This window comes from Winogradskyella eximia, from assembly GCF_003386165.1.
Lineage (GTDB): Bacteria > Bacteroidota > Bacteroidia > Flavobacteriales > Flavobacteriaceae > Winogradskyella > Winogradskyella eximia.
Map to the genome: position 1 here is coordinate 154,103 of NZ_QRDV01000009.1, position 12,716 is coordinate 166,818.

Consider the following 12,716-nt stretch of genomic DNA (forward strand, 5'->3'; position numbering starts at 1 on the left):
ATTCTTGTTTTGAAAGAATCTCTATATTATTATATTTAAAATACGTAGATGCTTTTGAATACTTTAAAGAAGAAGGCATTTTTAATAAAGAAATTGCTCACAAATTTAAAACCTTTGTACTATCACAAGGAGGCACAGAAGACCCAATGACTTTATATAAAAAGTTTAGAGGACAAGAACCAAAACCTGAAGCTTTATTACGACGTGCAGGATTAGTGAAGTAATACTAATATTTCAGCAATTTAATTGTTCGTGTAAATTGACCATCATTAATTTTAACCAAGTAAACACCTTTTGTTTGTAATTGGAAATTATGAGTTAATAATCCCGAGACGTTAAATTTAGTATCAACCACTTGTTTACCTAGAATATCGTAAACTGTAACCGTATAATTGCCTTGAGAATTAAAGGTGATTATACCGTTACCAACATAAATGTCTTTTGTTTTATTAAAAGAATCAACAGAAAGTGTTGTTGAACCAAAACCATAATCGCTACCTTTTAAATCGGCAGACTGTCTAGATTGGTCTGCAACTGTAATTAAAAAGTACCAATCATTAACTGCAGTTCCACTAGGAATTGTAACTATATTAAGCGATGGCTCTTCTAAATAAGAACGCGTTGCAGGATTAAATGTAGCCACATAATATCCCAAACTAACATCATAAGTCAAGGGAATCAAAGTGCTACTATTTGTAAAATCATCATGATAATCCCAAGTTAGAGGGTCTGAATCTGTATCTAAACCAGTATATAAAAATAAATTAGGATCACTCATTGGGTCAAAAATAGAGTAATCACCAGATGCACCATAGGTTAAAGTTAATGTGCCAGAATTAATATCTGATGGATTAGGAGTTAGTGCTATTTGAGCACTGCAAAAACTTGTGAATAGCAAAAAAATGTAGAGTAATTTTGTTGTCATATTAATTGATTTGAAATCTAAAATAGTTAAAATTAATCAATTTAAACTTTCAGTAATTACTGAAAGTTTAAAAATTATTATATATTTGCAATATGGATTACAAAGAAGCAAAAGAAAAATTTATTAGTACTTGGGGAAGTTTAGGTTCACTTTGGGGCATAAACAAAGCCATGGCACAAATACAAGCGCTTCTTTTTATTTCAACCAAACCATTGTCTATGGAAGACATCATGGAAGAACTTAAAATTTCTCGTGGTAATACAAGCATGAATTTAAGACAGCTTATGGATTGGGGAATTGTAACTAAAGTTCTGGTGTCTGGTGAACGAAAAGAATTCTTTACCACAGAAAAAGACGTACAAGAATTAGCACGAATAGTTGCAAAAGAACGAAGTAGAAGAGAAATAAGACCTGTTATAAAAGTTTTAGAAGACGTCTCTTCTATTAAAGATGATGGCACCGAAAAAACAAAGGAATTGATTAAACAAACTAAAGCATTAAACCAACTAACTCAAGATTTAGATACCTTAATGAATAAAATGGTGAATCAAAAACAAAATTGGTTAACTAAGTCAGTTTTAAAACTGATGAAATAGTTAATCTATTTTTTTAAAACAAACTTTCAATTTTTTCTGAAAGTTTAAAATTAACAAAAACATGAAGAATCTATATAAAATAAATAATTGGTGCGTCCTTATAACAATACTACTCTACTTCACTTTTTGGGGAGGAATTATTGCTCAACCCATATTAGGGCTAATACAAATAGTAATGAGCATATATATTTTAATCCATTTTAAAGAGCTTAGCAAATTAATTAAGATCCTATTTACAATCTACATTCTCACAACAATAGCTAGTATAATACTATTTAGAACGATAGCGCAAAACACCAATGGCGAATTAGAATTAATGTTTATATGGATATTCCATACGCTACTTCTGGCCATATTTCATTTATACATCACATACAAAATCAAACAATCATGAAAACACTACAAAATCAAACTTTACTGTATGATAAAGATTGTCCTTTATGTAATGTCTATACAAGTGGTTTTATAAAAGCCAAAATGTTAGATGATAATGGCAGAAAAGCCTATTGTGATTTAACCAACGAAGAGCAAAACTTTATAGACCTCAAAAGAGCTTCAAATGAGATTGCACTATTTGATAATAAAAACAAAACCGTTATTTATGGTATTGATAGTTTACTAAAAGTCATCGGTAATTCAATGCCATGGGTAGAAAAAATAGGAAATTTAAAACTTATTAAATTCGGATTAAAAAAGTTGTATTCTTTTATATCTTATAATAGAAAAGTCATAATTCCGAGTAAAGAAGACCAAACGCAAACATTACAATGCGTACCAGATTTCAACTACAAATACAGATACACTTATATTCTATTTGCATCTCTAGTCACCAGTATTGTATTATTCAAATTTGGTAAATTATTAAATGTTATTCATGAATCAACCTTCTTAAGAGAATGTTTAATGGCTTTAGGACAGATTGGATTTCAAGGCTTATTTATTTCAAAATTAAAAATTGAAAAACAGCTCAACTACTATGGTAACCTTATGACGGTTTCATTAATGGGAAGCTTAATATTAATTCCTGTCATAATTCTAAACTCAATAATTGAAATACCAGAACTAGCACTACTCTTTTGGTTCGGACTCACAGCAACGATTCTGTTATTTGAACATATAAGACGGATTAAGCTGTTAGAATTACCAACGGTATTATCAGCAACTTGGATATTGTATCGACTACTCGTTTTACTTCTAATTTTATTTTTATAATATGAAAACTATCATCATAGCAGGTGGCACCGGATTTTTAGGACAAGTATTAGAATCATACTTGTCTAAGAAAGGTTACGATGTAAAAATCTTAACTCGAAAAACCACAAAACCAAACCACGTATATTGGAATGCTAAAGACTTAGACCAATGGACCAAAACACTTGAAGGAGCAAACACACTAATAAATCTTACAGGCAAATCAGTAGATTGTAGATATACAGAAGCGAATAAAAAACTTATCCACGATTCTCGTATAGATTCTACCAACATATTAGGTAAGGCTATAAACCAATGCGAAAATCCACCAAAAGCTTGGCTCAACATGTCTACATCTACAATTTATGACAACTCTTATCACAAACAAATGACTGAAGAAAATGGAGATATTGGTAATGATTTTTCCATGAATATTGCAACATCTTGGGAAGCAGCATTTAATAGTATTGAAACACCAAGCACAAGAAAAGTAATATTAAGAACATCAATTGTATTAGGAAAAAATGGAGGTGCACTAATTCCTTTAAAACGACTTACAAAATTTGGTTTAGGAGGCAAGCAATGGCATGGTAAACAAAAAGTAAGTTGGATTCATGAAAATGATTTTGCTAGAGCAATCAATTTTTTAATTGAAAAACAGCTTGAAGGCGCTTATAATATTGTGTCACCAAAACCAACCACAAATGCCTATTTAATGAAAACGATACGTAAAGTTTTAAAAGTACCTTTTGGATTACCGCAACCTAAATGGCTTATAAAGTTTGGTGCCAAACTAATTGGTACTGAACCAGAATTAGTCTTAAAAAGTAGAAATGTTATTCCTGCGAAACTAACAGCCAAAGGTTTCTTATTTACACATTCAGATATTGAAATTGCATTACAAGACCTATTAAAACCCTAATCAATGACATTTTTAAAAGCTTACTGGAAAAACCTAATTCTCATTAATTACGAGATTAACCCTAATATTTTAACGCCATTTTTACCAAAAGGAACAGCGTTAGATAGTTTTAATGGTAAATACTTCATTAGTATAGTTGGTTTTATGTTTAAAGACACAAAAGTTTTAGGAGTTAAACTTCCGTTTCATATTAATTTTGAAGAAGTCAATCTAAGATTTTATGTTAAACACAATGGTAAAAGAGGCGTTGTTTTCATAAAAGAAATTGTCCCAAAACCGTTAATCACATTCGTCGCAAATTCAATTTACCATGAGCATTATCAAACTAATAAAATGACTCATAGATGGGAAGAAAATGACAACCATAATGAATTTGAATATCAATGGAAACTTAATGACCAATGGCAATCTATTTCTGTCAAAACAGAAAAAACATTGTCAGATATTAAAGATAATTCCGAAGAACAGTTTATTACAGAACATTACTTTGGCTATACCAAACACAAAAATAAAACTTACGAATACGAAGTGACGCACCCAACATGGCAGAACTTAAAAGTTACAAGTTTTAAGGTTAATTTAAATTTTGAAGCTAATTATGGGCAATACTTTAAAATACTTCAACCTTTAAAACCAACATCTGTTATTTTAGCGACAGGCTCAAAAATTACAGTAAAAAATAAACGGACTATACATAAGTGACTGATACAAAACACGATACTAAAACGAAATTAATTTCTCGTTTTTTTAACCTATTTTTGACACAGCAATGCAAATGAACAATGCCTAATCACCAAATAGACCCAAATAATTGGGTGAAACTATATTCAGATTATCTCTTCAATTATACAATTACACGTGTAAATGATAGAGAAATCGCTCAAGATTTAATTTCTGAAACCTTTTTAGCTGGATTAAAATCTATGGCTAATTTTAAAGGTGAAGCAAGCGAGCGCACATGGCTTATTTCAATTTTAAAGCGAAAAATTATTGATCATTATCGAAAAATAAATTCTAACAAAGGTAAAGCTGAAGTTAGAATGGGCTATCTTAATAGTGAAGACGCTGAAGGTGATTGGTTAGAAGAACGCGTTGCAGACCCCTTTGATAAAACAGCTGAAGACACTTTAGAGAATTCTGAATTGGGTGACGCAATTTACGACTGCATAGACAAATTGCCCGAAAAACAAGCTGATGTTTTTAAAATGAAGACCATTTTAGGCTACGATACCGAAACTATTTGTAATGAATTAGAAATTACTGCGTCTAACCTTTGGGTAATTATCCATAGAGCCAGAACTGCACTTGCGGATTGCATGGAAGAAAATTGGTTTTAAATATTAAAAAATCCTTTCCTTTTTGAAAGGTTTAAATACAAATGAAAAAAAGTTTTTTATTTATTAACTGTGATGAAGCAAAACATATTTGTGATAAAGTACAATATGGAGAAGCTTCTTCTTGGGAACGTTTTAAATTAAACATTCGTTTGGCGTATTGCCATATCACAAAAAGCTATTCTACAAAAAATAGCAAACTCACAGAAAGTATAGAGAAAGCGGAGGTAAAATGCTTAAAAGCTGAAGAACGCAATAAAATTGAAAATCAATTTAAAGCAGAATTAGCTAAGCAACAGCAAAATCACTAGCCAAATAATAGGTAAACTCTCTACCCAAAACGCACTATAATATTTTGATTGATTTTTATTAGAAAACATTAATAACACAAATGTTAGTAATGCAATTATTACTGTAGACAATAGTGTTTCTTGTTTTAACACATCTTTAAAATAATCTAATAGTACAAATAGCAATAAAAGCAATACACCAATAATTTTAGTTTTTTTTATGCCTATTTTTTGAGGAATGGTTGCTAATTTCAAACTATCATAATTCAAATCTCTTATTTCAAAAGGCAACATTAAAACGAGCACATAACAGAACCGTTGCAAACCCAAAATAATCACATCTGCATCTATAGAAACAGCCTCGTTTACTACTGGTAAGTAAACTGAAGTAAATGCCCAAACTAATGCAATTACATAGACTTTTAAACCACCTATTTGTCGTAAATTTTTATGATCATCAAATAAATAACGTTTGGGAAGCATAACAGGAATAGCATAAAAGAAAGTTACAACTCCAAGAATACCAATCAGTATTAAAGTATTCAATTCAAGATAGAACATCAGAAAACACATGGCTAAAAAAGCCATAAATGAAAACACCTGAATAACTTTAAGCCAACCAGCCAAGCTACGATGATGAAATTTAGCTACTCCAAAATATTTCACAAAATTATAGCCTGTTATCGTTGAGAAAAACACAAAATAAAGTAGGTATTTATCTAACTTCAAATCCAATTCAATTAGCGTAACCAAAGTTAATGCTGAAGCTGCTAATGCAACATGAATGCTGCTATTTAAGTAGAAATTTAAAATGCGTTTTAATACTTGCATAAAGCAAAAGTAAGAATTGAACTCATCTAAACATTTTTCAATTCAAAAAAAATAGAGATTTAAAAGATCTTTTATCATTTGTAGTTTCTAACGTCCTGTATTTATATAAAAAACATCGCTTTAGTTAGAAAATATAAATTCAATCTAAAACGCATAAATTTTAGACAAATCCATTGTGTTGATAACCTCAACTTTCGGTTAAAAACTTTAAGGTATAAAAACTAAAAAATTAGGCTAAATCCGTACTTTTGCAAGACTAAATAAACTATTATTTTAATGGATACTACCTCATTTGCACTCAGACATATTGGCCCAAATTCTAACGAACAAAAAGCCATGTTAGACACTATAGGTGTTAACAGTATAGAACAACTAGTTTCAGAAACCATACCAGCAGGTATTCGTCTTGAAAAAGATTTAGACCTTGATGCTGCCATGAGCGAACAAGAATACTTAAGCCATATATATAACTTATCGCAACTTAATAAAGTCTATAAAACATATATTGGTTTAGGTTATTACCCTACTAATTTACCTGCAGTAATTCAGCGTAACGTTTTAGAAAATCCAGGTTGGTACACAGCCTATACTCCATACCAAGCAGAAATTGCACAAGGAAGATTAGAAGCCTTGTTAAATTTCCAAACTATGATTATTGATTTAACAGGTATGGAAATTGCAAATGCATCACTTTTGGATGAAAGTACAGCAGCTGCTGAAGCGATGTCTTTATTATTTGCTGTTAGAGATCGCGCTCAAAAGAAAGCTAACGTCAATAAGTTTTTTGTTTCAGATTTAGTATTACCTCAAACTATAGATTTATTAGAAACAAGAGCAAATCCTATTGGCATTGAATTAGTGATAGGAAACGAAGCGGAATACAATCTTTCTAGCGAATACTTTGGTGCGCTATTACAATATCCAGGAAAAAACGGACAGATCACAGATATCCAGTCTTTTATAGAAAAAGGAAATGCAGAAAATATTAAAGTCGCTGTTGCTGCTGATATTTTAAGCTTAGTTAAACTTGAAGCTCCAGGGAAATTTGGTGCTGATGTTGTTGTGGGTACAACGCAACGTTTCGGAATCCCAATGGGTTACGGAGGTCCTCATGCAGCTTATTTTGCAACTAAAGAGGTCTACAAACGTGATATTCCAGGTAGAATTATTGGAGTTACAAAAGACGCTAATGGTAACAGAGCCTTACGTATGGCGTTACAAACACGCGAGCAACATATTAAACGCGATAGGGCAACTTCTAACATCTGTACAGCCCAAGTTCTTTTAGCTGTTATGGCAGGAATGTATGCCGTTTATCATGGTCCAAAAGGATTAACGTTTATTGCAGACAAGGTTAAAAACTCAACTTCTACTCTAGCCAACGCTTTAGAAAAATTAGGATTAGACCAAGTGAATGCGCATTATTTTGACACGCTTCAAATAAAAGCTGATGCTGTTAAAGTAAAATATGAAGCCGAAAAGAATGAAGTTAACTTTCATTACCCAGATACTAATACAGTAACTATTTCTATAAATGAAACAACAACAGTTTCAGACTTAAATGAAATTATTTCAATTTTTGAAAGTGTAACAAAAAACACTACGGATAAAATTGAATCTATTTCACACACAAAAACAATTCCAGATCACTTAAAGCGTCAATCAGAATTTTTAACTTTTGATGTATTTAACACTTATCATTCAGAAACAGAATTAATGAGATACATTAAGCGTTTAGAGCGAAAAGATTTAGCTTTAAACCATTCTATGATTTCACTTGGTTCTTGTACCATGAAATTAAATGCAGCCTCAGAAATGTTACCATTAAGCTGGAGCAGTTGGGGAAATATGCACCCATTTGTACCAACAGATCAAGCGACGGGTTACAAATTAATGTTAAACGCTTTAGAGAATCAACTCTCTGAAATTACTGGTTTTGCAGCAACTTCATTACAACCAAATTCTGGTGCTCAAGGTGAGTTTGCTGGCTTAATGGTTATAAAAGCTTATCATGAATCTCGTGGAGACCATCATAGAAATATTTGTTTAATTCCATCATCTGCACATGGTACAAATCCTGCTAGTGCTGTTATGGCTGGTATGAAAGTCGTAGTGACTAAAGCCACTGAAAATGGAAATATTGACGTTGAAGACTTAAGAGAAAAAGCAGAGCTACATAAAGATAATCTCTCTGCTATTATGGTGACTTACCCTTCTACTCACGGTGTTTACGAATCTGCAATAAAAGAAATTACGCAGATTATTCACGCCAATGGAGGACAAGTTTATATGGATGGTGCCAATATGAATGCTCAGGTTGGTTTAACCAATCCAGGAAATATTGGTGCAGATGTATGCCACTTAAACTTACACAAAACTTTTGCTATTCCTCATGGAGGAGGCGGACCAGGTGTAGGACCAATCTGTGTTGCTAAACAATTAGTCCCTTTCTTACCAGGAAACCCAATTATTAAAACAGGAGGTCATCAAGCAATTACAGCTATTTCTGGAGCACCATTTGGGTCTTCATTAGTCTGTCTTATTTCTTATGGTTACATTAAAATGTTAGGTTACCGAGGTTTGAAAAAAGCAACCGAAATTGCCATATTAAATGCCAACTATATTAAAAAACGCTTAGAAGGATCTTATCCTACCTTATATTCTGGTGAAAACGGAAGAGCTGCTCACGAAATGATTATTGATTGTAGAGATTTTAAAGCTAATGGTATTGAAGTTACAGATATTGCTAAACGTTTAATGGATTATGGTTTCCATGCACCAACAGTTTCTTTTCCGGTTGCAGGCACAATGATGATTGAACCTACAGAAAGTGAAAGTAAAGCAGAAATGGATCGTTTTTGTGATGCTATGATTTCAATCCGAAAGGAAATTGATGCCGTGGATAAAGACACCCCAAACAACATGCTTAAAAATGCACCACATACTTTAGATATGTTAACCTCAGATGAATGGTTATTACCATACTCTAGAGAGGCAGCAGCATTTCCTATAGACTTCGTTAGAGACAATAAATTTTGGCCTAGCGTAAGACGTGTTGATGATGCGTATGGTGATAGAAATTTAATTTGTAGCTGTGCACCAATAGAAAGCTATATGGATGCCTAAATACAACATAATAAAAAGCACACAGATTGTGTGCTTTTTTGTGTTTTTCAAATTATAAATACCAATTATTGAGAATTCACTAAAAATTGACGTATTAAAACTTTAAATAAAAGAAAATTCTAGAATATTAACTAGCTTCGTAATATTGAAAATTTGATAACTATGGCGATTAGAATAACAGGAACAGGAAGTTATATACCTAGCATTATTGAAAAAAATGAAGATTTTTACAATCATAAATTTTTAAATGCTGATGGTTCTACAATAAATAGTTCAAATGAAATTATTGTAAAAAAGTTTAAAGCTATAACTGGCATTCAAGAAAGGCGTTATGTTAAAGATAATCAGATAAATAGCGATATCGCTTTCATTGCTGCATCAAAAGCAATTGAAGATGCTAAGATTGATAAAGAAAGTTTAGACTATATTATTGTGGCTCATAATTATGGAGACATAAAACACAATACGGAACAAAGTGATACAGTACCTAGTATTGCTTCTAGAGTTAAGCATTTACTAAAAATTAAAAATCCAAAATGTGTTGGTTACGACTTGCTTTTTGGATGTCCTGGTTGGATTGAAGGGGTTATACAAGCCAAAGCATTTATTGCTTCTGGTATTGCCAAACGTTGCTTAGTAATTGGCTCTGAAACACTTTCTAGAGTTATAGATAAGTACGATAGGGACTCTATGATTTATAGTGATGGAGCTGGTGCTGTAATTGTTGAAAAAAGTGATGAGGAAGGTGGAATTTTAGCTCATGAAACAGCCACTTACGCGCTAGATGAAGCTCATTTTATATTTTTTGGAGAAACCAACAATCATGAGACTACAGACAAACGTCGTTATATTAAAATGTATGGACGTAAGATTTATGAATTTGCACTTTCTAATGTACCAAAAGCTTTAAAATCTTGTTTAGAAAAAAGTGGTAAATCGATTACTGATGTTAAAAAAATATTGATCCATCAGGCAAATGAAAAAATGGACGAGGCCATAGTACAAAGGTTTTATAAACTTTATGATATGCAAATGCCAGAAGGCATAATGCCAATGTCTATAAATCTTTTAGGGAACTCTAGTGTTGCGACTGTACCAACTTTATTAGATCTCATTTTGAAAGGAGAACTTGAAGGGCAACAAATTAATAAAGGAGACATTATTATGTTTGCAAGTGTAGGTGCTGGTATGAATATTAATACTATTATCTATCAGTATTAATTTAATCCTGATTTCCGCAACCATAGATGTACGAAAAAACATATCCAAATAAACGATTTAAACTTACACTTCAGTTTTTACAGAAACACGTTAATACTACAGAATCTATATTAGATTTAGGTGTAAAAAATCCATTTTCGGAAATTATGATTTCTGAAGGCTATTCTGTTGAGAATACTACTGGTGAAGATTTGGATGAAGATACTTCTGCTATTAATAATTCTGGAGCTGACGTTGTTACTGCTTTAGAAATTTTTGAACATCTATTATCTCCATACGAAGTTTTAAAGTCTATAAAAACGAATAAATTAGTGATTAGTGTGCCTTTAAAATTATGGTTTGCTTCAGCTTACAGAAGTAAAACGGATATGCGAGACAGACATTACCATGAATTTGAAGATTGGCAACTCGATTGGCTTTTAGAGAAAACAGGTTGGATAATTAAGGATAGATATAAATGGACCAATCCTGTAAATAAACTTGGCTTAAGACCAATTTTAAGACGTTTTACACCTAGATACTATATTGTTTACGCAGAAAGAGTTTAACTTTGAAAAAACAGCTTTCAATTTTGAATTTTCACATTATCATTCCTGCACACAACGAAGAAGATTACATTGGTAAAACTTTAGAATCTTTAGCTCAGCAAACCCTATTGCCAAAAGCAGTTGTTATCGTTAATGATAATTCTACAGATAGTACTCAAAATATTGCTGAGAACTACGCCTCAAAACATGAATGGATTTCTGTAATAAATTCAGCATCGTCAGATAAACACTTGCCAGGTTCTAAAATTATTAAAGCATTTAATAAAGGACTTCATTCGTTGAATAACGATTTTGACATTATCTGTAAATTTGATGCAGACCTTATTTTTCCGGTTAATTATCTTGAAAAAATTTCGAATCATTTTAAGTCTAATCCAAAATTAGGTATGGCTTCAGGATTTTGCTATATCGAAAAAGACAACACATGGATTCTAGAAAACCTAACCAATAAAGATCATATTAGAGGTGCTCTAAAAGCGTATAGAAAAGATTGTTTTAATCAAATAGGACAATTAAAATCGTCTATGGGTTGGGATACCGTTGATGAATTACTTGCGAAATATAACGGATGGGAAATTTTAACCGATGAATCACTTCATGTAAAACATCTCAAACCAACCGGACAATCATACAATAAAGCTTCTAAATACCTGCAAGGTGAAGCGATGTACAAAATGCGTTATGGTTTTTGGATTACGCTAATTTCAGCTTTAAAATTAGCTTACAAAAAAAGAAGTTTTCAGATGTTTAGAGATTATATGTCTGGGTATTTTAAAGCTAAATCCAATAACGTAGAATTTTTAGTTTCTGAAGAGGAAGGAAAATTTATACGTGATTTGCGCTGGAAAGGCATTAAGACAAAATTCAGCAATTGAGAGATACTGAAATTAATTCAGCATGACAAAATCGTTGACTTCGTCAAAAACTCCAGCTTTTATAGCTACTGGAAGCTTCAATTTTATCCTCAAGACTATCTTCTAGTTCCGGGAAGAAATCAATTCCTGTTAATGCTTCAACCTTATCTACTGATACCACAAATTTATACAACGGTAAGTTTGAATCCTCATGGTCCATTAAAAAGGCTAAAACCTTAATTCTACCATTCGTATTATCTAAAATAACTTTGTAAAATTTATTAGGTACAGAAACATCATCTGTACCAATTGTTTTCATATTTCCTGATAAAACGCCACCTGTCACAACAAAAATACCGTCATTTTTTTTCGCCCAATACCTCACCTTCTGTTCTAATCGGTTCCAAACACCTGCATTAAACTTATGCTCTTGTGGACTAATATTACTTGTTAGAAAAGTTTCATCGTGTGCGGTTTTTGTAAACCTTCGGTCACCAGCAGGACACAAATGCCCTTTATCGTAACCCGATTTCTTATAATTTCTCCAATGTGCAGCTCCTGTTTTTACAGCATCATCAATTTCAAAATATGGTCTTTTGTGGTTTGTAGAACTTATATGCGATGCTTTTAACTCATACGCTACCCATTCTGCTTGTTCGTGAGGCTCACTATAAGACAAGGAATAATTTTGATGATGAACTATTTGATTTGTAGTACTCGTCGGTAGAAAGTACTCATTAGTACCTTCTTTTACGGTTTGCCCTACGTTTACAACTTCAGCTTTTTGTTCGGCATTTAGATAATAGTCATAACTGTAAATAGCTATGGCGATGATGATAGCTATAATGGTGAATATTGGTTTTCTTTTCAAATCAAAA

At 32.0% G+C, this 12,716-nt stretch carries 13 protein-coding genes and 1 pseudogene; 11 read left to right on the plus strand and 3 right to left on the minus strand.

Annotated features, from left to right (window positions below):
• Positions 1-47: 47 nt before the first annotated feature.
• Positions 48-224: pseudogene (locus DFQ10_RS16780) on the plus strand (M3 family metallopeptidase); the annotation flags it as partial.
• Positions 225-226: 2 nt separating this feature from the next.
• On the opposite strand, the gene DFQ10_RS16785 reads toward DFQ10_RS16780, so the two are convergent.
• On the minus strand, positions 227-925 hold the full coding sequence (locus DFQ10_RS16785) for a T9SS type A sorting domain-containing protein (RefSeq protein ID WP_115818606.1): 699 nt from the start codon (positions 923-925) through the stop codon (positions 227-229).
• A 92-nt stretch (positions 926-1,017) separates the two neighbouring features.
• Between DFQ10_RS16785 and DFQ10_RS16790 the strand changes: the two genes are divergently transcribed.
• The 6 genes from DFQ10_RS16790 (at position 1,018) to DFQ10_RS16820 (ending at position 5,279) form a co-directional block, all read left to right on the plus strand.
• Positions 1,018-1,521 carry a GbsR/MarR family transcriptional regulator gene (locus DFQ10_RS16790; RefSeq protein ID WP_115818607.1) on the plus strand — a complete coding sequence of 168 codons (504 nt, stop codon included), beginning with the start codon at positions 1,018-1,020 and terminating at the stop codon, positions 1,519-1,521.
• A gap of 390 nt (positions 1,522-1,911) precedes the next feature.
• Positions 1,912-2,733, plus strand: a complete 822-nt coding sequence (locus tag DFQ10_RS16800; protein ID WP_115818609.1) for a DCC1-like thiol-disulfide oxidoreductase family protein — start codon at positions 1,912-1,914, stop codon at positions 2,731-2,733.
• Position 2,734: 1 nt separating this feature from the next.
• Positions 2,735-3,634, plus strand: a complete 900-nt coding sequence (locus DFQ10_RS16805; protein WP_115818610.1) for a TIGR01777 family oxidoreductase — start codon at positions 2,735-2,737, stop codon at positions 3,632-3,634.
• Between the two features lie 3 nt (positions 3,635-3,637).
• Positions 3,638-4,336, plus strand: coding sequence for a YqjF family protein (locus DFQ10_RS16810; RefSeq protein WP_115818611.1), 699 nt, complete (start codon positions 3,638-3,640; stop codon positions 4,334-4,336).
• Positions 4,337-4,416: 80 nt separating this feature from the next.
• The gene (locus DFQ10_RS16815) at positions 4,417-4,971 is read left to right on the plus strand and encodes a sigma-70 family RNA polymerase sigma factor (RefSeq protein WP_115818612.1); all 555 of its coding nucleotides are present in this window, start codon (positions 4,417-4,419) and stop codon (positions 4,969-4,971) included.
• Between the two features lie 41 nt (positions 4,972-5,012).
• Positions 5,013-5,279 carry a hypothetical protein gene (locus DFQ10_RS16820; RefSeq protein ID WP_181897662.1) on the plus strand — a complete coding sequence of 89 codons (267 nt, stop codon included), beginning with the start codon at positions 5,013-5,015 and terminating at the stop codon, positions 5,277-5,279.
• On the opposite strand, the gene DFQ10_RS16825 is transcribed toward DFQ10_RS16820, so the two are convergent.
• Positions 5,253-6,089 carry a hypothetical protein gene (locus tag DFQ10_RS16825; protein WP_115818613.1) on the minus strand — a complete coding sequence of 279 codons (837 nt, stop codon included), beginning with the start codon at positions 6,087-6,089 and terminating at the stop codon, positions 5,253-5,255. The genes DFQ10_RS16820 and DFQ10_RS16825 overlap by 27 nt on opposite strands.
• Before the next feature lie 276 nt (positions 6,090-6,365).
• Between DFQ10_RS16825 and gcvP the strand changes: the two genes are divergently transcribed.
• The 4 genes from gcvP (at position 6,366) to DFQ10_RS16845 (ending at position 11,859) form a co-directional block, all read left to right on the plus strand.
• Positions 6,366-9,215, plus strand: coding sequence for an aminomethyl-transferring glycine dehydrogenase (gene gcvP / locus DFQ10_RS16830; RefSeq protein WP_115818614.1), 2,850 nt, complete (start codon positions 6,366-6,368; stop codon positions 9,213-9,215).
• Positions 9,216-9,377: 162 nt separating this feature from the next.
• Entirely contained in the window at positions 9,378-10,436 is a 1,059-nt protein-coding gene (locus tag DFQ10_RS16835) for a 3-oxoacyl-ACP synthase III family protein (protein WP_115818615.1), read from the plus strand.
• A 26-nt stretch (positions 10,437-10,462) separates the two neighbouring features.
• Complete coding sequence (locus DFQ10_RS16840; RefSeq protein WP_115818616.1) at positions 10,463-10,984, plus strand: methyltransferase domain-containing protein; 522 nt, start codon at positions 10,463-10,465, stop codon at positions 10,982-10,984.
• A 23-nt stretch (positions 10,985-11,007) separates the two neighbouring features.
• Positions 11,008-11,859, plus strand: coding sequence for a glycosyltransferase family 2 protein (locus DFQ10_RS16845; protein ID WP_115818617.1), 852 nt, complete (start codon positions 11,008-11,010; stop codon positions 11,857-11,859).
• 43 nt (positions 11,860-11,902) lie between these two features.
• Here DFQ10_RS16845 and DFQ10_RS16850 read toward each other — a convergent pair whose 3' ends face one another.
• Positions 11,903-12,709 carry a DNA/RNA non-specific endonuclease gene (locus DFQ10_RS16850; protein ID WP_115818618.1) on the minus strand — a complete coding sequence of 269 codons (807 nt, stop codon included), beginning with the start codon at positions 12,707-12,709 and terminating at the stop codon, positions 11,903-11,905.
• Positions 12,710-12,716: the final 7 nt, after the last annotated feature.

Coding starts and splice junctions, on each gene's coding strand:
- DFQ10_RS16785 (WP_115818606.1), bottom strand. CDS start 925: ATGACAACAAAATTACTCTACATTTTTTTGCTATTCACAAGTTTTTGC.
- DFQ10_RS16790 (WP_115818607.1), top strand. CDS start 1,018: ATGGATTACAAAGAAGCAAAAGAAAAATTTATTAGTACTTGGGGAAGT.
- DFQ10_RS16800 (WP_115818609.1), top strand. CDS start 1,912: ATGAAAACACTACAAAATCAAACTTTACTGTATGATAAAGATTGTCCT.
- DFQ10_RS16805 (WP_115818610.1), top strand. CDS start 2,735: ATGAAAACTATCATCATAGCAGGTGGCACCGGATTTTTAGGACAAGTA.
- DFQ10_RS16810 (WP_115818611.1), top strand. CDS start 3,638: ATGACATTTTTAAAAGCTTACTGGAAAAACCTAATTCTCATTAATTAC.
- DFQ10_RS16815 (WP_115818612.1), top strand. CDS start 4,417: ATGCCTAATCACCAAATAGACCCAAATAATTGGGTGAAACTATATTCA.
- DFQ10_RS16820 (WP_181897662.1), top strand. CDS start 5,013: ATGAAAAAAAGTTTTTTATTTATTAACTGTGATGAAGCAAAACATATT.
- DFQ10_RS16825 (WP_115818613.1), bottom strand. CDS start 6,089: ATGCAAGTATTAAAACGCATTTTAAATTTCTACTTAAATAGCAGCATT.
- gcvP (WP_115818614.1), top strand. CDS start 6,366: ATGGATACTACCTCATTTGCACTCAGACATATTGGCCCAAATTCTAAC.
- DFQ10_RS16835 (WP_115818615.1), top strand. CDS start 9,378: ATGGCGATTAGAATAACAGGAACAGGAAGTTATATACCTAGCATTATT.
- DFQ10_RS16840 (WP_115818616.1), top strand. CDS start 10,463: ATGTACGAAAAAACATATCCAAATAAACGATTTAAACTTACACTTCAG.